Consider the following 24,420-nt stretch of genomic DNA (forward strand, 5'->3'; position numbering starts at 1 on the left):
ATGTTTGTTCTTAAAAGTTTCATACCTGCATCGATGCAACTTCTTAATACTTCGCATCGGCTTTTAAATGGATATTCTTCTTTTCAGTTTGCTTCTGGATGCTCTTATATATCCTGTTTGTAAAAGAGCTATCTACTTCTGCTGATTTACGGCTCTTAAGATCCTTTTCTATGAACTCCTGCCGCTGTTTAGTAAATCTGATCAACTCCCTGTTTAAACTATCCCTCTCCATAATCTTTTGTTCAACGAATACCTTCCTCTGAGCAGCAGTCATATTTTTCATTACATCAGGCAATTCTTCTTCCTTGATAGTCTCAAGGTTCACTGACTTATCCCTATAGCTCTCCAGCAATTCCTGCTGACCATAATAGGCGGCCTTACCCGCTTTCGTCGAATTATACTCTGCCCGTTGCGCCTTCACATTTGCCTTGGCAGCACCAGTGATCATCTTACTATTGGCAACTTTTTTAAAGGAAGCAGACTTTTCACTTGCATCGCCGTAATAGATCCTTGTATCATCCAGCTTGTCTGATAAATCAGCTATTGCTGCATCATAAGGCGTATTTACGGCTATATCATTGGCGTCCATCCCAACCTGAGCATAACTGCCCTGGTTACATAATGCAATCTCCCTCCATATACGCGCCGCTTTGCTGTCATTCCCCATCAGAATCGTATTTAATACAATATCTTTCTGCTTAGCCAATCCACAGCTCACCGGATATTTTATATCGTCCTGGTAATCCATATGCGGAGGGCGGTCCCCTACCAGGAATACGGTTTTATATGTATTGTAAGAAGTATCCCAGCTGAATTTTGTCACGGCCTCATATAAGGCCTGGTTAACACTTTCCGGCTCATCTCCCCCACCTTCTGCGGCTATCTGCATCAGTTTTCCGTATACATCGTCGATATCGCTCGATAAAGCAACTTTCCTGGTTACAAACACATCTCCTTTGTCCCGGTAAAACAGTAATCCTATTTCAATTACCGGGGCCGGATCTGCCTGCGCAAGGCTTCCTGCAATGGACCATATCTTTTCTTTTGCTGCGCCTATAAGACCGCTCATACTACCGGTAGCGTCTAAAGCAAATACAATCTGGATTCTCGACTGAGCAGGATTCGGTTTTTCCGGAGTTTTGTTCAAAACAGTATCCGGCCGTATTGTCAAAGGTCGCGGTTCTTCGATGCTGTCCTTTGTTGTAAGAGGATATAAATAACTGATAAACAATGAGGCTCCAACAATAGTCAGAATAGGAAAGAGAATTTTTTGGCTCATGGGTGATTGATTTAGGTGATACCCTACAGGATTCTTCCAAAATCAGATTTCCATAAGTACATTTGTTAAGAATATCATAAAAGACGTTATGCCAACTTTCGCCCCACGGTCAGAACCAATCAAAAAACGGGAACAGGTAACTCAAAGAGAGAAAGAATTGGTTCTTGCCTTAAAGAATCAACTACCGGTTAACAAACTGGAAAAACTTGCTGAGAAATACCGGCAGGCTCAATTAAGCTTTTTAAAAGCTCAACTGCATGTTATCCGGGAACAGGAATTACAGAAAAGAAAAACGACCATGAAACAGGCCAACATTGAACAGGAGATTTTGACTTGTTCGAACAAATCAGTAGCTGAATTAATTAATGAGGCCCAAAAACTGCATTAAATTATATCTATCTAGAGTTCAATCCCTTCCTTCCGGAACAGCCACTCCAGGTTCATAATCCTGATATTCCTGAAATCAATCGGCTGCCCCTCGCTCTGCAATGCAATAAATCCTGAATTCAGCAACTTCCCGTCCTGCTTCTGTTTAGGATCATACCTGTTTACTACCGGACCGCCAATCTGCGGTTTGGAATATCGTAATACCGTATCACCATTGATGATATGCGTGATCAGCGAATCGCCCAGCACGATCAGTTCCGCTTGTATCCATTCGTCTTTATCATAGGTTTTAGAACTGGAGTTAATACAATGCCGGGTATCCAGTTTTCCTTCGTAAACGATATGTGTACCGGGAGAACACATATTCCCGGTTGGTCTTGGTTGCCCATCTCCCAGGCCTGCCAGTAACTGCATTTCAATAGAAATAGGCCAATCCTGCTCTTTCGGCATCGTACGAGGGTCTTGTGAATGATACATCACCCCGCTGTTAAGTATGGTGTAAGAAGGGGCGGTTTTAACCCATTCTCCTGTAAAGCGGTACTCGAATTTGAGATGATAATAAGAGAAAGGTGCTTTATAGTACAGATGCCCAAATTGCTCATTAAAATTGCCGTATTGGTCATAACGCACCTGGATAGTACTATCCTGCACCCGGAAGGTATTGCCGAAATTATCCCCGGTTTCATGATGGTGGATCTTCACGATCCAGTCATTAATATCCTTACCATTAAATAGCGGCGTCCATTGCTCCTGCGCCCGGGCAGCATATTGAAAGATAACAGCAGGCAGCAGAAAGGTTAGTATTCGTAGTTTGTTTATCATAACGGTTAATAAGTGGTAAGCTTAAATATAGTCAGAAATTATTTCTTTTTCATTTCCGTTTACTGGTGAACCCCGCCTCCTATTTCTTGTTATAGATTAATATTCCGGCTGGGATTACTGTCAACTTTGTCATTCATTAATTAAAACGTACACATTTTCTTAACCGGTCCCCAAACCGCAAAACACATCATCATGAAAGCAGTAGTAATAGGAGGCACCGGCCTCATTGGTAGAAAACTTGTTGAAATATTAAGCGAACGCGGCCACCAGGTAAATGCGGCCTCTCCGTCTTCAGGAGTTAACGCTGTTACAGGTGAAGGCTTAGACGAAGCATTTGACGGAACAGATGTTGTAATAGATGTTTCAAACTCTCCCTCTTTTGAAGATAATGCTGTTCTTAACTTCTTTCAGACCTCGCAGAAAAATATTGCCGCAGCGGAAATTGCGGCAGGTGTAAAACATCACGTGGCCCTTTCTATCATTGGTACTGACCGCCTGCCGGATAACGGTTATTTCCGGGCAAAAGTAGCCCAGGAAAAACTGATCCGGGATTCCGGGATACCTTATACTATTGTACACGCTACCCAGTTCATGGAGTTTGCAGGTGGAATTGCCGACTTCTCCACAAAAGAAGGTAATGTTTACCTGTCTACCGGCGCCATCCAGCCAATTGCTGCAGCGGAAGTATCCGAGGCACTAGCGGATGCGGCGGAAGCTGCGCCTGTGAATGCCGACACCGAAGTTGCAGGACCTGAGCGTTTTAGTATGGCCGAATTTGTAGGTCAATACCTTGCAGCCATGGGAGATAAGCGGAAAGTGATTCCTGATCCGCAAGCGCCTTATTTCGGAAGTGTAATAGATGCCAGATCCCTGGTTCCGCTGGGAGAAGTCCGCCTGGGGAAAATTACCCTGAAACAATGGCTGGACAAACAGGCCCACCAGGTGGCAGGCTGATAAAGGCGCTGACTTTGTAGCTGCTGATTTGTTTACTGTACAATACACATCAAATGCCCCGCTCATTAGAAGACCCCATCATGCAGGACGTGTTGAATGCACAACAGTCTACCATACTCACTTCATCAGGAAGCGCTATTCCTTATCCGTTCCCATCGCCTGCAGACTGGCGAGACCACTGGATCTATTTTTTACTGGTAGACCGGTTCAACAATCCTGTCCGCCCGCCATCTCCCAACGTGTATCCCTGCTCTGAATACCAGGGCGGCAAGTTTTCTGGCATCAAACAACAGCTGCCCTACCTTAGAAAGCTGGGAGTGGGCGCCATATGGCTTTCGCCGGTGCTGATGAATCCCCAGTGGTTCCATAACTATTGGGGAGGCTATGGAACGCTTGATTTCCTGCGTATAGAGCCTCGTTTTTGTGATGATCCTGATGCTGCATTAAAGGATCCTGCCGCCGCCGATGCTGAATTCCGCAGCCTGGTAGATGAGATCCATGCCCATGGCATGTATGTGATCCTGGATATTGTACTCAACCATACCGGTGATGTATTTAACTATGAAGGCATGCGTGATGAAGCCCCATGGAACGACGCCAGAGAATATACCATCTACTGGCGTGACGGACAAGGCCAGGCAAAGGGTGAATGGACAGATATTGATAATATTCCAAACCCTCCCGGCAATGGTGTTATCTGGCCGGAACAATTGCAACAGAACGACTTCTTCCGGCGGCGAGGGAACGATGGTTTCCGCGGCGATTTTTCCCGTATGAAAGAACTGGTCACCGAGTACCTCATTCCGGGTACGAGCATCTACCCTGTGCGTAATCACCTGATTAAAGCCTATCAATACCTGATGGCCAGGTTTGACCTCGACGGTTACCGCATCGATACCCTGCAATACGTAGAAGCCGATTTTGCCCGCGTGTTTGGCAATGCCATGCGCGAGTTTGCTTTGTCTATCGGCAAAAAGAATTTCTTCACCTTTGGTGAAGTGTGGCAGGACGATGACGAGGCAAGGATTGCCGAATTCATTGGCCGCAATACCGAAAAAGATGAAGAATTTATTGGTGTGGACGCGGCGATAGACTTCCCTATGCGCAAACGCCTGGTAGATGTTTGCAAAGGTTTTTCAGCTCCCAAAGAACTTGCTGACCACTTTGATTACCGGCTCAGGATACTCCGGCAGATAGTAAGCTCGCACGGTGATGCAGGTAAAAACTATGTCACCTTCCTCGACAACCACGATCTCGACCGCCGCTTTCACAATAAGCAATTCCCCGGACAGACAAAACTGGCGCTAACCTGTCTATTGTGTATGCAGGGCGTTCCCTGTATATACTATGGTACCGAGCAGGGACTTGACGGTGCCGGCAACATGCGCGAGTACGCCAGAGAAGCCTTATGGGGACAAACAAATGCCTTTAACGACAAGGAAGACCTATACAAGTTCATCGCTGAATTAAGCGCCTTACGTGCTGCCGTACCGGCATTACGATATGGCCGACAATATTTCCGTCCCATCAGTGGTGATGGTGTCAATTTTGGTCATTCTCCCTATAAAGGCGGTGCTATTGCTTTTTCCCGCATATTAAACGACAAAGAGGTGTTGATCCTGGCAAATACCGATACCGAAGGAGATGTACTGATAGATGTAGTGGTAGATAGAAATCTTCATCCGGAAGGTAGCGAATGGGAAGTGCTGTTTCCTTTGGCAAGGCGGGGAACACTGCCCGCATATAGCAGGTCACAGGGTGTTTTCAGAACGATACAGGTGCATCTGTTACCAATGGAGTTTTTAATTCTCAGCTGACGCTTATCTAAAGTTACTTCCATATTCTTTCAGCACGTGCAGACTACTGAGAGATGGGAAAGTATTAAAAAAAAGTCACTACTTTTGATCGCGAATGATTATATTAAACTATCCCTGACTATTGATGCAGACAACAGCTCCATTAACAGAAGAAAACCGCCGCATAATACAGCAGATGAAAAGGCAGGATAAACTCAATGCACTATACTTTTACCTGATCGGCATCCTGTTGATTATCCTCCCCTGCATCTGGCTTATTGATTATTTCATCACTGAATCTATCATCGACATTGCACCTGTACTGATGTTCCTGGCATTGGTTGCAATGGGTATCTTTATTGGCTACAGAGCTAAGTTAAAGACGCGTAAAATTGACAACCTTTATACTGACCTCCTGAATAAGGAAAAGCTTATCCTTTCTGGTTTCCTGCGGCGCGTTGATATAGTGTACAAACAATACGTGAGCTACACATTGGAGGGTTATACTGCTCAGGTTTATGTACCGTTGGCAACATATCGCAGTAAATTATATAACTACAGAAGAGAACTGGCAACAATTAAAACAGCGACCAACACGAAAGTATCATTACATATGGTAACAATTAAACCAGGTGTAATTGTGTTGCTGGAAGCATCGTATGAATCTGCAATCCATGAAGCTACCGTACTTGCTTTTAACAGCACAGAGAAGAAACAAGTGCTATGGAAGCTCTTCCTGAAGCTGCTCAAAATGTTTGGCCTCCTGCTTGTTATTTCTACGCCTGTTGGCTTTTTAATAGATGTGGAAGCAGCAATATTTCTCCTCGAACTCTTAACCGTCATATTACTGTTAAGTGCTTTTTTCACGCAACAGAAAAGACTGCGGGAAATTTCAACACATCATTCCCGGATAAGGACAAGCACTACTGTCTGCGAAGTATTGGAAGCATGGAGGCAAAACAGGAAAGTGCCTTATCTTGCCAGATGGTATAGATTAGGCAATGGCATGATAGTACAATGCAATAACCTCAGATTAAATTGCGGGGACATGCTTGTCACTGAGCATATTGAAAAGGAAAATGGAAAACGGGGAGCGTTACTGACTATAAAGAAAGAACCGGCCTTCCCCCCTTACTAAAAAATAACACACCCCATCAAGAGAAATACGTTTAGGGGAGCTCTAAATTGAGATATCGTACGTAATTAAATATGGACAGGTGCCGGAACTCCCGTACCTTTGATACAACTTTTCTTCCTCAAACACCACCCCAAATTGACCATCCAATCTTATCTAAACCCCATATTAGCATAACAACGCTTTGCAGCAATTATCGGATCAACCTATAAATTCTTGTTATGAAAAAGATTTATTACCTACTTCTGCCCCTTCTGTTCTGTAGTATTAGTCCCCTTGAGGCACAAAAACGGTTTATAAGATTATATGACGAACAGGGTCAAATGATTGCCAAGGGAGATTTTACGGCCACCACAGACACCTCTATCATCATTCAGAGCCACAAGACACAGCTTGAGATTCCCGTGAGACAAATTGGCACCATCAAAACAAAAAGAACATTTGGTCATGCAATCGCGATAGGGGCAACCATAGGAGTGGTCTCAGGTGCACTTCTGGGATTAGCAACAGGCCAGGCAAACGAAGACGTATATGGCGGTTTCGGATATGAGACTTCACCCGGCAATGACGTTGCTGCAGGTGCGCTCGTCGGTGTCGTAGTCGGTGCTGCCGTAGGCACTATTATTTCAGTAACTCAAAATAGGAGTACGATCACCATAAATGGAAATACTGCTGACTGGCAAATGAAAAGGAAAATCCTTGATCAATGGCATTAATAGCTTTATAAGCTTCGGCTATTTTTTTAAGTCATAGATATTATTGCTCCTGTCCACGTCCGGATAAACCTGCTCCGGATCAATAACCACCCTGGAAACAACCTCTCTCCTGGATGCCGCAAAGGTATACACCGTATTATATTGCCATATCTCGACGGGAAAGGATCTTCGTTCATGTATGCCGCTGACATATGTTATATCAACGACAAGTGGCATTGCTCCTCTCTCAGTATTTTCGACCGTCACAAAGGCGCTTTCCTTCTCAGCATTTTCCACTTTAGTAATCTTCTGGTCCAGCTTAAAATTCTCTATAAACATGGATTTCCAGAACCAGGTAAGATCTTCGCCAACAGAAGCATTCATACTTCTGAAAAAATCCCATGGAGTAGGATGTTTGTACGCCCAGTCATTGATATATTTCCTAAAGGCAGCATCAAAACGTTTAGCTCCTACTATTTCATTGCGCAGCAAGGCCAGCAGATAAGCTACTTTCTGGTACTGGATGCTGTATACCTGGTTACCGGGTATGATGTCAGGGCGACTTAAAATAGGTAATAGCGTGTCCGCAAAGAGGGTGGTGACAGGCATATCAATCTCGGCATAACCTTTAAATTCCCCTTTATTAAATTCCTTCGTTGCTATATTATCTATAAAGAGGTTAAAACCCTCATCCATCCAGGCATACTTCCGCTCATTACTACCTACTACCATAGGAAACCAGGTATGTCCCAATTCATGATTCACCACCGCCCAATAAATATTACCGGTATCTCTGGCAGAACAAAATACTATACCTGGATATTCCATGCCATCGAGATTGGATGCAACATTCACAGCCTTGTTAAACGGATAGGTAAACCACTTTTCGGAAAAATGCTGTAGTGTAAATCTGATGTACTCGCCTGATCTTCCCCAGCTGTTAGATTTATCAGATTCAACCGGATATAACGAACTCCCCATCACCTTTTTTCCATCACTCAAACGGAATGATGACGCTTCCCAGATAAATGATTTAGACGCGGTCCATGCAAAATCCCTTGTACGATCCATCTTAAACTTCCAGGTGCATGTTGGTTTTGCTGGCCTGGAAGATGCCTCCAATACCTCTTTTGCTGTTCTGATAAATACCCGGTCAGTCCCCTCTCTGGCAGATTGCCACCGCTTAAGCTGAACAGGCGTCAGCACTTCTTCTGGATTCATCAAATCGCCGGACGCTTCTACGAGGTAAGATGAAGGCACTGTAATATTTACCTGAAAATTACCGAAGTCAAGATAAAACTCTCCATTGCCAAGATATGGCAAGGTGTTCCAACCCTCTACATCATCCAATACACACATCCTTGGATACCATTGTGCCACCGCATAGATATTACCGTTCCCGGACGGCATGATATCCGTTCTGTTCACCTGGAAATCCGCATTCTTATAGTTGACAGGAAACAGGTAACTGTATTGTATACGAAAGGTCACTTGCTGTCCTTTTTGTAATGGCCCGGGCAGAGATAATTTCATTCGGGTATCATAAATATCATAGGCAATACTGGTTTCCGCATTGTCTGTAAGCTTTACATCCGCAATCTCAAATCCGCCATCCTCCACTTTTTCAGCAGCATTTTTATATTGAAATAATCCCGACACAATTCCCCTGGAATAATGCTTATAGACATTCTGATCCAGTTGCAGCCATAATGAGGAAAGCGCGCCCGGGCTATTATTTGTATAAGTAATTGTTACTACGCCTTCAATAACATTTCGCTGATCATCAAGTGTTGCATCTATTACATAATCGGATTGGTTTTGCCAATAGGCGGGGCCGGGCTCGCCGGTGGCAGTGCGGTACTCATTACCGGGTGGCAACAATGGAAGTGCCGGAAATAGTGCTGAAGGATTGTACCTTGATTGACTAAATGATATATGACCGGTAAAAACGATGATAATAATGGCCGCAATTTTTACAAAACTCTTATCCATGTTGTAATTAGGTTACGATGATTATCGGAAAACAGCCATTCCCTTTTTATCTGCATAAAAAACAGTTCATCATTTCATTGTTCACCTGCCTGCGTATTTCTATGACGGCCTTTGATCACGCAACCGATTCCGGATGCCCAATATAGGTAAACTACAATAATTTTACTCTATCTGTTATTTAAACAGGTATCATAGCATTGTCAAATTAGCAAATAAAAATTCGGCCATTAAATGAATATCCTTTAACTTTATTGCTCATTATCAACATATTACCCCTCCCTCCTTTCTACCTATTTTTTAATTTTTAAAACCAAAGTCGATGAAGCAATTAAGATTCTCATGTGTCCTCGTTTATGCAACTGTGATTATTTTCCTGACCTCCTGCGGCGGTGGAGGTAAAAAAAGCGATGCAGACACCACTGCTATGGACACTTCTTCCACAGCCGAAGTTACCCCTGTAACTAGCACTGTAGTGACAACACCGCAAAGTATGTTGGTAGCAACACACAAGGTTGCCAACTTTGCAAAATGGATGACCTCATACGAAGAGCATGATTCTATACGCCTGGCGAATCAGATACACAGTTATGTAATTGGCCGTGGCGTGCAGGATTCAAACACGGTAATGGTGGCCGTCAAAGTGGATGATATGGATAAAGCAAAGGCATTTAGCAAAGACGCCAGCCTGAAAGAAGCCATGAAAAAAGGTGGCGTAATGGGCACTCCGACTTTCAATTTTGTTACCATGGTATTTCAGGACACCGCCCAGGTTAGCACAGACATCCGGGCCAGTGTAATGTTTACCGTGAAAGACTGGGATACCTGGCAGAAAGCATTCGAAGAAGGTAAACAAAGCAGAATGGAAAATGGCTTAGCAACAAGGGCTTATGGTCATGATGTAGATGATAACCACAAAGTATTCGTGGTAGTAGCCCTGACGGATACAGCCAAAGCGCAAGCCTATTGGAAATCAGATATGCTTAAAACGAAAATGAAAGATGCAGGAGTTGAAGGTGAACCTAAACGGTTTGTATTCCGGGTAGTAAAGCGTTATTAAAAACAGCCGTCGAGCTTCGCTCATAATGTCAGCCCCCCCTGAGCAAACTGTATACCTGGGTGATTTGCACACACATAAGGCAGGTTGGCACCATAAATTATAAAGACTAAAGCCTCTTATTTACAAGCGGCTTTAGTCTTTGATCTGATTTCCTTTGATACCTTCTATGCCTGGTGGCCAACAAGAACACTTATCATTCTCTCACGGATAATGGCCAAGTTACTTTCTTCCATGACATTCCCTGTAAAATAATCCTATGCCCGAAGGAAGATGTGTTGATAATGGCGTAAGAGAAAGAGAAAAGAGAGAACAAAAACAACAAAAAAGACGAAGATGAATATTGGCAGAATTTCTTCCAATCATTCGCCCCAACAGCTAGGGTACTTCGGAACTTATTGGAAGGCTCGCTAACACAAATAAATGTTTTAACATATATTTGTACCTTATATTCTTACTAATCCCTTATACCTTTATGAAAGAAACATTACAATTGTTTCTGTTACTATTGCTGTCTCAGATAGTTTCAGCCCAGCAAAGAAACCCTGATGCAGATTACGTACAATCAGGGACACAATCGTGTGCTGCCCCTTTCAGTGTCTCATTCAAAGATAACAGCAGGTCTCCCATCAATGCCGCCCTGGTGGCATGGAAATGGGAATTCGGTGATGGAACAATTGACAGCTCGGGACCTAATGTAACACACACGTATACACAAAAAGGCATCTTCACCGTAAAACTTACTGTGAGAGATCAGTTTGGCAACTCAGCCACTATAAATGGCAACCAGTATAACGGTCCTGTCAGGATAGGTGCCGCCCTTCAGCTACTACCCGCCTATGCTTTCTGCAGTAATACCCTTTTTCCTTTCACACTAAAAAATGAACTGGCCCCGGCCAATTTCGACAGCCTCGGTACTTACCGCTGGTTCAGGAATGAGACGCAGGTCGGTACAGCAAAAGATCTTCAGATCAATTCGGAGGGTACTTATACAGTAGCCTATACGGCATGCGGTACTACACTGTATGATACTACCCTTGTAGGACCACTCATTGGCCCGGACGTGGCAGCCAATTATGGTAGCGCCATGACCTGGACCAGCAATGGTTTCGCAATAAGCGCCTGGGTCGATGCCCCTTCCCATCTTAGCACCTTTAACAAATTGATGTGGTATTGGGGCGATGGAACAACTTCTACAAGCACCCGCTCAAACAGGATAACACACTATTATACTAACCCCGGGCAGTATAGGATTTCCGTTAAACCGTACTATGAATATGGTAATAATACCCTGTTTTGTAGCGAGGCTGCACTGGAAATGCCGGCAATTATCCGTGAGAACAGGGTTAAACATAATAGCTGGAACGGCAGGGACACCATTCTGTCCATTACCGCAACACCACTCACACTATCTGCGGGCAATACCGGCGCAAGCTTTAACTGGAGAAGTGAAGATCCTTCTTTCAGCTACTATGGTCAGACCCTTGCAATCACAAAAGCGGGGAAATACTGGGTTGATATCAAAGAAAACGCCGAATACGCTGATGCTGTCACAGACTCCATTCGCGTTACAACTGTCACCAGGCCAACCGCAGATTTCTTATATACGATAACTCCCTGCCATGAACAATCCGTAAGTTTCAACGGTGCGATGGCATTTCCAGAGGATAGTCAGGATAGAGTGATCGCATGGCTATGGCGTATTGATGATGAAAGTGTTAATACTGCGGCTACCTTCATCTATAATTTCGGCGCCTATGGCATGCATACGGTTGAATTGGTGGCATTTACACAATCCGGTGTTACATATACTGTCGCCAAACAGATTAATGTGCCCCGGGAAACCAGAGACTGGGCCATCGTTCTCAAAGATGACACACTGTCGATACCCGGTGTGCACATACTGACTGCCACTACCACCCCTGCGGGCATCCCCGTATATTTCGAGGGATACAACCAGCCTACAGCGTCCTTACATGTCACTGCCTACGGTAGTTATTCTGCTTTTATTAAGGACAGTTGCGGTTTGGAGCGCGCCAGAGACACGATAGAAATACTGGCTCCCGGCTCCAGTCAGTGGAATTTTGGTATCAAAACAGTATACAAAGACAACTGTATGACCGGGGCATGGCTAAAGGCAGTTACCGATGCCCCGGCAGGCACATATACCGTTACATGGAACACAGGTATTGTATCCGATTCTATTCATGTAACAACAGGTGGCAACTACTCCGCGGTTTTCAAAGATAATACCGGCAAAACACGTACGGCCAACCGCGATGTTACCATTGAACAACCTATTGTGCCCACCATTACACTCCAGAATATTAGCGGCAGAGATTATCTCATACCAACTCCGGTTATGCCCAATCAACAATATTACTGGTATAGAAATGATTCCCTGGTAGGATATGGTTCCGGCAATCAGAATAGCTATGGGGCGCTTATCAGGGGGATTTACTTTTTGGGAATAGAAGGCGCCACCGGATGCTATAACACCTCAATGCCTTTTGAGTACCACATGCCTAAAGACAGCATTATTGCCTCTTTCAGCTTTTCACGCGAGCATTGTGACTCGCTGAAAGTTACTTTCAAAGCAGGCATCTATACTGCTTCATCGAGCACAGATACCGTAAGATCAATCATCTGGAACTATGGTGACGGTACGTCCGAAACGCTTACGTCCGACCGTATGCCCCAGCACCTATATGCAACAGCCGGCATATATACTGTTAAAATGACCGCACGGACTGTATCGGGTCGTCAGATCACTGTATCAGGAGCAGTAACAATCGATCCGATTCCCAATTATTCAGTGAAGATCACCGACGATGTAACATCCCTGCCGGGTGTACACATCCTGAAGGCAACTGTCACACCTGCCGGCCAACAGGTGCTATGGAGCACCGGCGTTCGTAGGGATACGATACATGTGCTGAAAGCAGGTTACTATAAAGCAACAGTAAAAGACACCTGCAGTAGTATTCTATATACCGACAGTCTCGAAGTAAAAGCGTCTTCAATAACTACCTGGTCATTAGATGCACTAATTAGTAAGATCTTCGCTTGTCAGGACAGTGCGATGCTTATAGCCAACGCTAAAGGTCCTTTAAATGGTTATAGCCTGACATGGAACAACGGTGAAAACAAAGATACAACCTATGTCAGGAGCTCCGGTACATATATCGTACGCCTGATAGACAAACAAGGTAATATACGCGCGAGAGATACCGTTCAGGTCACCCTCATCAGGCCGCTCGAAGCCAGCATTACACTTCGTAGCGCTCCTTCCGGTGATACGCTCGCAGCACTCCCGGACTCCAGCGGATTTTCCTATAAATGGTACAGGAACGACACCCTACTCCCCACTGTCACTACGCCGCTCAACATAAGACCGATACGAGGGAGCTATGTAGTAGAGGTACAAAACCAGAACGGTTGTAAAAGCAGATCGATTCCATTTTTCTATGAGGGCAAGGCAGCTAATCTCAGTTTTACTTATACTACTGATCCTTGCCTCAATTACATACTACAGTTCAATGGACCCGGCTTCCCTGAAGACTCTATGGTAGCGTATTCATGGAATTTCGGAGATAATGCCACCTCCGTTCTGCAAAACCCGCTACATGAATTTAAACCGGGTAAAACATACACTGTCTCTCTCTCAACAAGAACAAAATCAGGTCTGAAAGGCTTTACCAGCCGGGAAATAACGGTGGAGCTGATCGACTATACTCCTACTATCACCGTAAGAAAGACACCATGCGGAGACGGCGCCTGGCTAATAGCCAATACTACTTTAAAGGTTCCTGTTCTTGACTGGAGTAACTATGGATGGGATGACTCTACACTCGTCACATCATCAGGCAGATATACACTGACAGTTAGAGACACCTGTCACAATGTACGGGGAACTGCGTTTGTAGATGTAGACCTCAAGCCATATTTTATACCTAGTTGGGACTTCTTGAGAAAGGGCGAGCATGATACAATAGTCATTCTATCAAACAGAGATGATTATGTATTCTCTATTGACAATCCGTCACCGGATATCACATTCACCTGGTGGAGAGACGGCGAGATCGTCAGGGTTAGTCATGAGCCATATTTCGTGGACCCATTGGACGGAGACTACAAAGGACTTGTTGAGATTAAAGGCGGTTGCGGCAACTATGTAGATGCTATTCTCAATGTTGGTTATTTACCACCATTGCCTGACCCTGTCTCATTTACCTATGATACGCTGGGATCTGCGTGCCTTACTCAGGTCTCTTTCCATGGTCCGGCATCTGTTCCCGGCGATTCTATTCTTCGTTATACCTGGGACTTTGGCGATCTCAATGCCGGCAGCACACAAGAGCCTGTGCATTCGTACAGGCCCGGCACTTACAATGTCTTCATGCGTGTGGTAACTGCGTCTGGTAAACAAGGTCTGGCCAGACGACAACTGGTTATAAAATCCACAGGAGAAGAATGGACGGCGAAGATCAACAGCAATCCAGCCCTTTGCGGGGATAAAGCCACACTATCTGTTGATGCCCCAGCCGAAGCAGCTTATATCGAGTGGAACACCGGCGCTACTACGAGAGACATACAGGTTACCAGTTCCGGCAACTATACTGTCACTGTATTTGACAGTTGCCACAATATCCGTGCGGCAGACACTATACACCTCGAACTCAGTGCTGGTTTTCAGCCGGAGCTGGCTTACGGATTAATAGAAGATACATTAGCCATCTATCAGGCAGTTGGCAACAGTGCTATCTTTCCGCTGAGCGATGCATTACCGGGCTATACCTTCACCTGGTATTTTAACGATAAGGAGCTGCCCACTCATGCCTCTTATATTACGCCTATCACACCGGGCAATTACCAGGTAAAGGTGGTACAACCTAACGGCTGCCCGGGTCTTACCAGCATCTACAGTGTTCCAGAAACGGAAGCATGGCCTGATACGGTGACGTTTGGCAACCAGACGCCGGTTTTCGACATCCAGGATGATCTGTCAGTAGCGGGTAGATTCCACTGGCCCAGAAATCCAGATAACGTCTATACGCTGCAACTTACCTTAAGTAATCCCGAAGGACGAATGAATGGACTGGAGCCAGGGCAAGTGATCACACTGACCACATTACAAAGCGACATGCAGTCAGTAACATTGACAGCCCCCCTCCCCGATTCACTGGCATGTTCCTCTAATTATGCCATACGCATCGTCTCCAGCTCACCGGCGGATACAACCATATGGTCAGTACCTGTTACAATCATTAACCAGCCGGAAAAGCCGATTATCACGCAACGTGGCGACAGCCTGTTTACAAATAGCAACTATCAGTTACAGTGGTATAAAAATGATATCGCTATCCCGGGTGCTATGGCCTCTTATTACCGCGCAAGAGCTAATGCCAGTTACACGGTAGAAGCGTACAACGGAGGCGACTGCAGAAGCAGATCGTCATCGGTCGCGGTTGTTATTACCGCGGTCGGCGAGGTCACTCTCGGCACCAATAAGGTAAAGGCATTCCCAAATCCATCAGAAGGTGAAGTATACCTCAAGTTTGAAAAGCCGTTGTTAAAACCAGTGGTCGTCAACGTCCATAATCTGCAGGGACGCGTTGTTTATAACACAACAACATCGCAACGGCAGCATATATTATATCTCTCTGCATTGCCAAAGGGGTATTACATGGTAGAACTGATGGGATACGGTACGAAAAAAGTATTATCTCTGATGTTGTACTAAAAAACAATCTATCTACAACAACAAAAACTGCCGGCGATGGACCGGCAGTTTTTTTATTTGATAAATTATTACCATCTCTTCCGCCTTCTTTTCTAACCCATTAATGTTCCGCCCTCACTATGAAAGTACAGGACAGTTAAAAGCAGCCATTCCTTATATTTAACGATCTAAACGTAAACAACAAATTTCCGCGTAATGAAAAAACAGGTCTTTTTCTTTCTGCTGATCTATGCTTTTTGTGTAGATGCATTGGGTCAGACCCAGGTTGCATCTCTGCTCTGCGAGAATCGTGTCAATCCAATGGGTGTCGATGTGCCCCGGCCACTGTTTAGCTGGCAGTTATCGGGCAACCGGAGGAATATCCATCAATCAGCCTATGAAGTACGTGTCGGTACCTCTTCAAAACTGCTCAGCCAAGGTAAGGAACTGGCATGGAACAGTGGTAAAGTAAGCACTGACCAATCTGTTCACGTGCCCTATGGAGGCGCTCTGCTGAGCTCCGGTAAAAAGTATTACTGGCAGGTCAGGATCTGGGACGACAAGGGACAGGCTTCCGGCTGGAGTCCTGTAGCAGAATGGCAAATGGGCCTCCTGCAAGCCGGCGACTGGAAAGCCAGCTGGATAGAACCTGGTTTCGTCCAGGATAGCATTTTACGACCAAGCCCCCTGTTCCGCAAAACATTCCAGGCCGGGAAAAAAATACAATCAGCCACCGCCTATATCACAGCCCGTGGTATGTACGAGGCGCATATCAACGGTCAGCGGGTAGGCGACGCTCTCCTCACTCCCGGATGGACCAGCTACCGTAAAAGGCTGCAATACCAGCAATATGACGTAACTAATCTGCTTCGCCAGGGAGCCAATGCTATTGGGGTAACATTAGGCGTAGGATGGTACAGCGGTTATCTGGCGTGGGAAGACAGTAAAAACCATTTCGGATCCAAAATAGGGCTCCTGTTCCAGTTACACATCCAATATACCGATGGCACTGAAGAAGTGATCACTTCCGACAACAGCTGGAAATCATCCACCGGCAGCATTCTTTATTCGGAGATCTACAATGGCGAGACCATAGACGCCAGGAAAGAAAAAGAAGGCTGGTCTGATCCCGGCTACAATGACCAGGGCTGGTCAGGTGTTCAGCTAAGCAGCGACAATAATAAAAGCAACCTGATTACCACCGTAAACGAGCCAGTGAGAAAGCATGAACAATTCAAACCTGCACGGATATTTACTACTCCTGCCGGTGAGAAAGTAATGGATTTTGGCCAGAACCTGGTAGGCTGGGTACAGGTACAGCTTAAAGGCCATGCCGGCGACAGCATTGTACTGCAACATGCAGAAGTATTGGATAAAAAAGGGAATTTCTATACAGAAAACCTTCGCCGGGCCAAACAAAAAGACACCTACATATTTAAAGGAAATGGTACGGAGATCTTTGAGCCTCACTTCACCTTCCAGGGCTTCCGTTATGTTAAAATAACCGGCTTTAACGGCGAAATAAGCCCCGATAACTTTACCGCCTTCGCTATCTATTCTGACATGCCGGCTACCGGCAATTTCAGTTGCTCTAACCAACTGATCAACCAATTGCAGCACAATATCCAATGGGGTCAACGCGGCAACTTCCTCGATGTTCCTACCGATTGCCCTCAACGTGACGAACGTTTAGGCTGGACCGGCGACGCACAGGCTTTCTCCAGAACAGCAGCATACAATCGCCAGGTGAATAACTTCTTCGCCAAATGGTTGAAAGACGTAGCGGCTGATCAAAGAGCAGATGGCAGCGTTCCTTTTGTAGTGCCGAATGTGCTCGGGCAAGGGTCTATGGGCTCCGCCGGATGGTCAGACGTAGCCACTATTGTTCCCTGGAACATGTACCTGGCTTATGCCGACAAGCGATTGCTGGAGCAGCAATATCCCAGCATGAAAGCCTGGGTGGAATATATGCATAAACAAAGTCCGCAGGACCTCTGGAATACCGGTTTTCACTTCGGCGACTGGCTGTTCTATCACCCGGATGATGACCTGGATGGCAGAGCTGCTATTACCGATAAATATCTCATTGCACAATGTTTCTATGCCCATTCCACACAGTTGCTCATCAATGCAGCACAGGTATTGGGTAATACTGCGGATGTAACTGAGTATACTGCCCTGCTGCAACGTATCAAGGCGGCATTCATGAAAGAATATGTTACACCTAACGGTCGATTAGTATCCAGCTCACAGACAGCTTATGTGCTGGCCCTGAACTTCGATATGTTACCGGAAAACCTGCGGGAACAGGCGGCGAACCGTTTAGTAGAGAATATCAAAAGCTATAACAACCATCTTACTACGGGTTTCCTGGGCACACCGTATTTATGTCACGTTTTAAGCCGTTTTGGACACCTGGATATGGCTTATACACTATTGCTTCAGGATACTTATCCTTCCTGGTTATATCCTGTTAAAATGGGTGCTACGACGATTTGGGAGAGATGGGATGGAGAGAAGCCTGATCATACCTTTGAAAATGCAGGTATGAATTCGTTTAACCACTATGCTTATGGTGCGATAGGTGACTGGATGTACAGGGTTATTGCAGGGATTGATACGAAGGAAGATGCTCCGGGGTATCGTCAGATTATTATCAAGCCAAATCCGGGTGGTTCACTTACAGAGGCAACAGGTACTTTACAGACCTATTATGGACAGGTAAAATCATCCTGGCAGTTGCAGAATGGGCAATTTGTGCTGGATGTGGAGATACCGGCTAATACGACGGCGACGGTTTATGTGCCGGTGAAAGGTGGTGGTGCGGTAATGGAGAGCGGGAAGCCAATTACTGAAGGGAAAGATATACGGGTCCTCGGTAATGACAAGGATCAGATCACGCTTCAAATCGGTTCTGGTCAATACCACTTCACTACAGCATTGTAAATGTTTTCTTTGTTGAGTCAAACTTCAGACAGTATTTAAGTAACAATGCCCGTAAATTACGGGCATTGTTACTTAAATACTGCAATCGCACTATCATATCCGCTATTTTACTCTGTCCTCAAACTCCTTATCGGATTAGCCATCGCCGCCTTTACCGACTGATAGCTCACCGTCAGAAATGCTATTAACAGCGCGACACACCCCGCTATAGCAAACACCCACCATCCGATATTAATACGATAGAAGAAGTTGTCCAGCCATTTATTCATCGCCCACCAAGCCACAGGAAAAGCAATCACCAGTGCAAATACCACCAGCCGGATGAATTCTTTCGTCAGCATGGCGACTATACCGGCTTCACTTGCGCCCATTACCTTCCGTACGCCTATTTCCTTGACACGTCTTTGCGTAGTAAAGGTGGCCAGTCCGAAAAGACCCAGGCAGGAGATGATGATCGACAAAACAGAAAAGATATTAAACAGCTTGCCCATACGCTGTTCCGCGAGATACAACTTTTGCAGATCTTCATCTACAAAGCCATAAGAGAAAGGATAATCTCCGTACACATTCTCAAATACCTTCCTGACAGATGTTATAACAGCCTGCAGATTGCCCGGCGTAGTGCGCATCACCATATATCCACCTCCAAAGTTTTTCTTCATTACCAATGGCTCCACAGGTTGCTGAACAGGTTTGAAGTTGAAATCTTTCACAACACCGATGATCGTACCTTCTCCATCATTAAAGATGATCTTTTGTCCCACTGCATTAGAAAGGTTAATATGCATGGCTTTCAAGGCAGTTTCGTTCACCACATAAGTAGTATCATCGCCTTTCACGTCTTTGGAAAAGAACCTACCGGTGAGCAGCTGCATGTTAAAGGTTTTCAGGAAGTTCTCATCAGTACGCAGGCGATACCCCATCAGATAGTCTGTTGGGCTCATTGCAGGTGTCCGAAGTTCCATACCATTGGTGATATAGGTCGGCAGGTTGTCAGTAATTGTATAGGAGGATATACCTGAATATTGATCAAGCATTGTTGTAAGCGCCTCTTTGTGATCATGCAGGTCTCCTATTTCAGGCATTTTTACATATAGCAGGTTCTCCTTGTCAAAGCCTATGTTTTTATCCTTAATAAACTGCAGCTGATTATATACTACCAGGGTGCAGATCATTAAAATAACAGCTATGGCAAATTGCACAATCACTAAACCATTCCTTAAAACGGATTTTTTACCATGTAAAACTGCTGCGCCTTTTAATACCGTCACCGGCTTAAAGGATGACAGGAAGAATGCAGGATAACTGCCGGATACCGCACCTACCAATATTGCAATAGCTAAAAGCAGGGCCACCACCTTTATATTTAACAGATTAATGGAAATGCTTTTCGCAGACAGATCGTTAAACAGGGGTAACAGTAATGCGGCCAATACAATCGCTATTATCAATGAAACACCTGCAATCAACAAAGACTCGCCCATAAACTGCAGGATAAGCTGAAAACGTTCTGCGCCTAGCGTTTTACGGAGTCCCACTTCCTTTGCCCGCTGTGAAGAAAGTGCGGTTGACAGGTTCATGAAATTAATACAGGCAATGAGCAGGATAAAAACCGCCACCAGTGAAAAGATCATGACATAGTCTTTATTCCCCTGACCAGGTACATCCAGCATGTAGTGCGAATACAGGTGAATATCAGTGAGTGGTTGTACAAAGAAAGAAACAGGGACCGGCGCTTTATCATTCCGCTTACGTATATCTTCTGCCTGTCGCGCAATCTTCCTGAGTGCCTCCGGCGTAGCAGCAAAATGATCCGCCAGTTGAAAATAGGTATAGACATCGAAATTGGTCCAGGCCCCATCAGGATTATTTATTTTATCATACAGCTGCATAGGCAGCAGCATATCAAACTGCAGATGCGAATTGGCTGGAATATCCTTTAAAACACCTGTTACAGTCAGGGTCGTCCCCTTTATATCATTATCGATGTAGATAGTCTTTCCAATGGCGCCATCTGTGGCACCAAAATATCTGATAGCAGCAGCAGCTGTAAGCACTACTGCATCAGGTGCAGTAAGTACCGTATTCACATTTCCACTGAGTAAAGGATAGCTGAAGATCTGCAGGAAGTTATTATCAGCGAAATAGATATTTTTCTCATCAAATTTTGTAGTGCCTACTGTCACTATTCTATGAAACGGAGCAATCCTCGTCGCATTCTTTACACCCGGAATTTCCGTTTTTATAGCGTTGGCCATCGCGGGAGGAACAGTGGCAGCATCAACATTCGCTACGTGGGCTGTAAGCCTGTATATATTGCCCGCATCCTTGTTGAAACGGTCAAAACTCAGTTCATCCTGTACCCACAGAAAAATAAGCAAACTGCAGGTCATTCCTATAGCCAGTCCGAAAACATTCAAACCGGTAAAAAGCTTCTGGCGAAGCAGGTTACGGAAGGCGATCTTGAAATAGCTTTTAAACATCCACGTACTGTTTATGCAAAACATTTTTCAACTGCCATGCCAATTATAAAAGCTATATGGGACAACAGTTTCAAAAATATCTACCGGAATAAAATGTCCGGAAACGAACACTGGATGTTCAATCTCAGCCAACGCCGACGGAGCGTTGCCTGCTGTACCGCCCCTCTGTCAACAAGTATTCTCATCACATTTAGGATACGCGATAGCTGTTGCCATAAACCGGATGCCAGGACATCTTTAAGCCCAAACCTCAGGTTTACAGCCTGAGCTTTGGGCTTTCCTCACGATTCCCGATACTTAGGGGCCTTATTCTTTAGGTAACTTGCTCATATCCATAAAAAACACCTCCCAGGTATGGCCATCGTAGTCTTCAATGCTTCTTGATTGCATAAAGCCATAATCAGTCATAGGCGTCGGCTCTGCGCCGCCCGCTTTTAAACCATTTTCAACGATCTCGTTCATCTGCTCAACACTGTCCACGGAGAGCGCAAAGATGCCGGCGATATTACTTTTTGTATCAGCAATCGGCTTCTTTGTAAAGGTTTTGAACTTTTCATGTGTCATCATCATTACAAAGATGGTTTCGCTCCAAACCATACACTTTGATTGAGCATCAGAAAACTGAGGATTGTTGGTGAACCCTAATTGGTTGTAGAACTCCATTGATTTGTCAACATCGTTTACTGCCAGATTAATAAATACTTGCTTCATTGGAATTGCTTTTTTTGATTATGACACAAAGATCGAATGCAATTTTTCGAAAAACCTTTACATATGTTGAGAAACAGAATCCTATTTACTGTACCCGAAAATGCGGCTTAACTGAGTAGGAGTAATTCCGAGGTAAGATGCGATGTGGTGTTTCTTCAATCGCTTAACCAAATCGGGGTACTTTTTAAGGAAGTCACTATACTGTTTCGCTGCGGAATCATTTTTCATCACAATTTCCAATGGTTCCTTATCTATTATCCAATGTTGTTCTATGTATTTGATATAAAAGCCGGCAATATCACTAAATGCCGATGTCAGCTTTTTGAATTCATTATAATCGTATTCAAGAACGGTCGTATCTTCCAAAGCCTCAATAGCAAATAAACTCGCTGTTTTTGTAAGTGTAGCAGGAATGGAGCCGGCAATTCGTCCTTCCGGGAAAAAATATTTAATAATAGCTGTGCCATTGTCAGCTATATAGTATTGAGAAAAAAGCCCTTTGACAACAAACGCTACTTTTCTTGGTATCTGTCCTACAGCAATGAAATGTTCACCTTTAGCATACACTTTTTCTTTTAATAAAGCCGACCATGCAAGCTCCGCTTCCTTTGTCAGGGATGTATAGCTATTTATTCTCTGGAAGAAAACATCAATACTCATCTTTTCCTTGATTAACTTTTCAAAAATTACAATAAAGTTACTAAATGTATATCCCGCAATCCTACTAAACAGAAAATGTCCCCTTAGTTTCGAGCCATTTGATTATACCTCCAGCATACCATCAAAAAATAAATAAGAGGACCTGAACATTTACTAAAGCGACTTACTATCTTTATATGAATGAAACCATCCCTGTATCCCATACTCATCATCACGGTCTGCTTATTTGCCTGCCAGCCAGTAACTAAGCAAGCGAAAGATAACATCCCTACTTGTCCTGCTGACTCCTTCCTGCTATCCCCGGAAGTTACAGTAACAAACCAGCAAGGTAAAAAGGAAAAACTGTCTGACGTTCTTGTGAAAGATAGCAGCACACTAGTCGTTAGAGTAACGGACAATCATCCTGACGAAAGTAAACATATCGCCCTCTATAGGCTCCGCTTCATTACAGACGAATATCCTCCTACAAAGAATATCATCATACTCGCCGACAGGTTGCCGGCAGATACCGGTTGGGGACAATTACTGAAAACTGCATCCTTTAAAGTAAGAGTATTCCAGATTGACAGTAGTCTGCTCCCTCCTGCCCTGGAACAACAGCAACGGGCGTATCTTTTTTATCTCAACAAACAGCTACACGCCAGTAAAGTGTATGTACCTGATTCCTTATATGGATCGAAAACCGACAGCTATTTCGAACAGGCAGGCCTCGTTATGGGTCGTACCCAGGTGAATTCCCTACTGGTTCATACCAAAGGAATGCGTAAAAACTCATATTATCGTTCTGGTAGCTCAAATACAGATATCTACCTGAGTGACCGTTTTGTTAAGGTAGGACCTCGTAATATCTATACCAGGTACTATGAAGATTTTTATTTCCGTAATACAGGAAGAGAACCGCTGGTGATCTACAAAACATCAAATAACTGGGGCTGCACAGGATGCGAAGTGTATGTACCGGCTAAACCGGTACAACCGGGAGAGCGGGATCGTATCAGGGTCTATTACAGGCCAAGGCAGAGCGGATTATTCCGTAATGAGATCAGGGTATACAGCAATACTCCTGGTAGTCCGCATACCCTGATCATTTCCGGAACGGCAGTTAACTCATCGGGAAGAACAACCACCATCGGCTTCTCCCGGTACAAGCGTTTTTAAAGATTATTGCGCCTGTTGAATCGTAAAAGCTGTATCCACCGGTCTTAACACATACCTTATCATCTTCCGGCTAGCCTGCGCCTTACTGTCGCTTGTTGAAAAACTACGTACAACATATTCGTTATCTATATAGATAGAATCATGTCCCTGATATTCCTTTTGCTGCGCAGGTGAAAGATCTGGGAAGTTGATCTGTCGCCCTGTTTTACTGTCATACGCATAAGCGTACACCTTACTGTAACCGGCGCTGTCTGTCCCTCTCGTAAAAAGATATACTTCCGGTCTGCCATCCTTATTGAGATCGGCGGAGGAAGCATAATATATATTTCCTTCCAGTGGTGCGTTCACCGTAGCAAGATCATTGGCACTATCCCTTCCTGTAATGGTCACTTTCCGTAAGTGCCCCTGTCCTTTGGCGTTAACAGAAAATGAATATTGTTTGTAGGTCAGTTGCTGATTATACTCATCAGGATCTGCCGTTTTCTCCCCCTTATCCGATACTGCAGCAGCGCCTGTACTGTCTGCATTATTATCAGTACGGCTGTTATTATTACAGCTGAGCGCTGGCATTAGCAGGATACCGGTCATGGCAATAAATAATACCGTTTTCATGATGTACGATTTTA

General features: G+C 44.7%; 16 protein-coding genes. 9 read left to right on the top strand and 7 right to left on the bottom strand.

Features of this window, described 5'->3' with window-relative positions:
- Window positions 1-43: 43 nt before the first annotated feature.
- Window positions 44-1,279, bottom strand: a complete 1,236-nt coding sequence (locus BLR32_RS25350) for a vWA domain-containing protein (protein WP_143011583.1) — start codon at window positions 1,277-1,279, stop codon at window positions 44-46.
- An 88-nt stretch (window positions 1,280-1,367) separates the two neighbouring features.
- On the opposite strand from BLR32_RS25350, the gene BLR32_RS25355 reads away from it, so the two are divergent.
- Complete coding sequence (locus BLR32_RS25355) at window positions 1,368-1,667, top strand: hypothetical protein (RefSeq protein ID WP_089835876.1); 300 nt, start codon at window positions 1,368-1,370, stop codon at window positions 1,665-1,667.
- Between the two features lie 11 nt (window positions 1,668-1,678).
- On the opposite strand, the gene BLR32_RS25360 is transcribed toward BLR32_RS25355, so the two are convergent.
- Window positions 1,679-2,488, bottom strand: coding sequence for a 3-keto-disaccharide hydrolase (locus BLR32_RS25360; protein WP_089835878.1), 810 nt, complete (start codon window positions 2,486-2,488; stop codon window positions 1,679-1,681).
- A gap of 192 nt (window positions 2,489-2,680) precedes the next feature.
- On the opposite strand from BLR32_RS25360, the gene BLR32_RS25365 reads away from it, so the two are divergent.
- The 4 genes from BLR32_RS25365 to BLR32_RS25380 all read left to right on the top strand — a co-directional run bounded on the left by BLR32_RS25365 (window position 2,681) and on the right by BLR32_RS25380 (window position 7,089).
- Window positions 2,681-3,442 carry an SDR family oxidoreductase gene (locus BLR32_RS25365; RefSeq protein ID WP_089835880.1) on the top strand — a complete coding sequence of 254 codons (762 nt, stop codon included), beginning with the start codon at window positions 2,681-2,683 and terminating at the stop codon, window positions 3,440-3,442.
- A gap of 53 nt (window positions 3,443-3,495) precedes the next feature.
- Window positions 3,496-5,259: an alpha-amylase family glycosyl hydrolase gene (locus tag BLR32_RS25370; RefSeq protein ID WP_089835882.1), complete on the top strand. Its 1,764-nt coding sequence runs from the start codon at window positions 3,496-3,498 to the stop codon at window positions 5,257-5,259.
- Window positions 5,260-5,383: 124 nt separating this feature from the next.
- A complete protein-coding gene (locus BLR32_RS25375; RefSeq protein WP_089835885.1) occupies window positions 5,384-6,376 on the top strand; it encodes a hypothetical protein in 993 nt (330 codons plus the stop codon).
- Window positions 6,377-6,594: 218 nt separating this feature from the next.
- A complete protein-coding gene (locus BLR32_RS25380) occupies window positions 6,595-7,089 on the top strand; it encodes a hypothetical protein (RefSeq protein WP_089835886.1) in 495 nt (164 codons plus the stop codon).
- 18 nt (window positions 7,090-7,107) lie between these two features.
- Here BLR32_RS25380 and BLR32_RS25385 read toward each other — a convergent pair whose 3' ends face one another.
- Window positions 7,108-9,060 (bottom strand): M1 family metallopeptidase, encoded by a 1,953-nt coding sequence (locus BLR32_RS25385; RefSeq protein ID WP_089835888.1) that lies wholly within the window; start codon window positions 9,058-9,060, stop codon window positions 7,108-7,110.
- A gap of 319 nt (window positions 9,061-9,379) precedes the next feature.
- On the opposite strand from BLR32_RS25385, the gene BLR32_RS25390 reads away from it, so the two are divergent.
- The 3 genes from BLR32_RS25390 to BLR32_RS25400 all read left to right on the top strand — a co-directional run bounded on the left by BLR32_RS25390 (window position 9,380) and on the right by BLR32_RS25400 (window position 18,782).
- A complete protein-coding gene (locus BLR32_RS25390) occupies window positions 9,380-10,117 on the top strand; it encodes a hypothetical protein (RefSeq protein WP_089835890.1) in 738 nt (245 codons plus the stop codon).
- Window positions 10,118-10,589: 472 nt separating this feature from the next.
- On the top strand, window positions 10,590-15,857 hold the full coding sequence (locus BLR32_RS25395; RefSeq protein WP_089835892.1) for a PKD domain-containing protein: 5,268 nt from the start codon (window positions 10,590-10,592) through the stop codon (window positions 15,855-15,857).
- Window positions 15,858-16,052: 195 nt separating this feature from the next.
- Window positions 16,053-18,782 carry a glycoside hydrolase family 78 protein gene (locus BLR32_RS25400; RefSeq protein ID WP_089835895.1) on the top strand — a complete coding sequence of 910 codons (2,730 nt, stop codon included), beginning with the start codon at window positions 16,053-16,055 and terminating at the stop codon, window positions 18,780-18,782.
- A 107-nt stretch (window positions 18,783-18,889) separates the two neighbouring features.
- On the opposite strand, the gene BLR32_RS25405 is transcribed toward BLR32_RS25400, so the two are convergent.
- The 3 genes from BLR32_RS25405 to BLR32_RS25415 form a co-directional block, all read right to left on the bottom strand.
- The gene (locus tag BLR32_RS25405; RefSeq protein ID WP_176842427.1) at window positions 18,890-21,265 is read right to left on the bottom strand and encodes an ABC transporter permease; all 2,376 of its coding nucleotides are present in this window, start codon (window positions 21,263-21,265) and stop codon (window positions 18,890-18,892) included.
- Between the two features lie 306 nt (window positions 21,266-21,571).
- Window positions 21,572-21,976: a VOC family protein gene (locus tag BLR32_RS25410; RefSeq protein ID WP_089835899.1), complete on the bottom strand. Its 405-nt coding sequence runs from the start codon at window positions 21,974-21,976 to the stop codon at window positions 21,572-21,574.
- 81 nt (window positions 21,977-22,057) lie between these two features.
- The gene (locus BLR32_RS25415) at window positions 22,058-22,636 is read right to left on the bottom strand and encodes a Crp/Fnr family transcriptional regulator (protein ID WP_089835901.1); all 579 of its coding nucleotides are present in this window, start codon (window positions 22,634-22,636) and stop codon (window positions 22,058-22,060) included.
- 180 nt (window positions 22,637-22,816) lie between these two features.
- Here BLR32_RS25415 and BLR32_RS25420 point away from each other — a divergent pair, with 180 nt between their 5' ends.
- Window positions 22,817-23,794, top strand: a complete 978-nt coding sequence (locus tag BLR32_RS25420; protein ID WP_089835903.1) for a DUF1573 domain-containing protein — start codon at window positions 22,817-22,819, stop codon at window positions 23,792-23,794.
- A gap of 3 nt (window positions 23,795-23,797) precedes the next feature.
- Here BLR32_RS25420 and BLR32_RS25425 read toward each other — a convergent pair whose 3' ends face one another.
- Window positions 23,798-24,406, bottom strand: coding sequence for a hypothetical protein (locus BLR32_RS25425; RefSeq protein ID WP_143011584.1), 609 nt, complete (start codon window positions 24,404-24,406; stop codon window positions 23,798-23,800).
- Window positions 24,407-24,420 lie beyond the last annotated feature (14 nt).

The organism is Chitinophaga filiformis, from assembly GCF_900102545.1.
Lineage (GTDB): Bacteria > Bacteroidota > Bacteroidia > Chitinophagales > Chitinophagaceae > Chitinophaga > Chitinophaga filiformis.

Excerpts from the sequence above, each read along its gene's own strand:
- BLR32_RS25365 (WP_089835880.1), top strand. The coding sequence starts at position 2,681 with ATGAAAGCAGTAGTAATAGGAGGCACCGGCCTCATTGGTAGAAAACTT.
- BLR32_RS25370 (WP_089835882.1), top strand. The coding sequence starts at position 3,496 with ATGCCCCGCTCATTAGAAGACCCCATCATGCAGGACGTGTTGAATGCA.
- BLR32_RS25420 (WP_089835903.1), top strand. The coding sequence starts at position 22,817 with ATGAAACCATCCCTGTATCCCATACTCATCATCACGGTCTGCTTATTT.
- BLR32_RS25350 (WP_143011583.1), bottom strand. The coding sequence starts at position 1,279 with ATGAGCCAAAAAATTCTCTTTCCTATTCTGACTATTGTTGGAGCCTCA.
- BLR32_RS25360 (WP_089835878.1), bottom strand. The coding sequence starts at position 2,488 with ATGATAAACAAACTACGAATACTAACCTTTCTGCTGCCTGCTGTTATC.
- BLR32_RS25410 (WP_089835899.1), bottom strand. The coding sequence starts at position 21,976 with ATGAAGCAAGTATTTATTAATCTGGCAGTAAACGATGTTGACAAATCA.
- BLR32_RS25375 (WP_089835885.1), top strand. The coding sequence starts at position 5,384 with ATGCAGACAACAGCTCCATTAACAGAAGAAAACCGCCGCATAATACAG.
- BLR32_RS25355 (WP_089835876.1), top strand. The coding sequence starts at position 1,368 with ATGCCAACTTTCGCCCCACGGTCAGAACCAATCAAAAAACGGGAACAG.
- BLR32_RS25385 (WP_089835888.1), bottom strand. The coding sequence starts at position 9,060 with ATGGATAAGAGTTTTGTAAAAATTGCGGCCATTATTATCATCGTTTTT.
- BLR32_RS25390 (WP_089835890.1), top strand. The coding sequence starts at position 9,380 with ATGAAGCAATTAAGATTCTCATGTGTCCTCGTTTATGCAACTGTGATT.
- BLR32_RS25400 (WP_089835895.1), top strand. The coding sequence starts at position 16,053 with ATGAAAAAACAGGTCTTTTTCTTTCTGCTGATCTATGCTTTTTGTGTA.
- BLR32_RS25425 (WP_143011584.1), bottom strand. The coding sequence starts at position 24,406 with ATGAAAACGGTATTATTTATTGCCATGACCGGTATCCTGCTAATGCCA.
- BLR32_RS25395 (WP_089835892.1), top strand. The coding sequence starts at position 10,590 with ATGAAAGAAACATTACAATTGTTTCTGTTACTATTGCTGTCTCAGATA.
- BLR32_RS25380 (WP_089835886.1), top strand. The coding sequence starts at position 6,595 with ATGAAAAAGATTTATTACCTACTTCTGCCCCTTCTGTTCTGTAGTATT.
- BLR32_RS25415 (WP_089835901.1), bottom strand. The coding sequence starts at position 22,636 with ATGAGTATTGATGTTTTCTTCCAGAGAATAAATAGCTATACATCCCTG.
- BLR32_RS25405 (WP_176842427.1), bottom strand. The coding sequence starts at position 21,265 with ATGTTTAAAAGCTATTTCAAGATCGCCTTCCGTAACCTGCTTCGCCAG.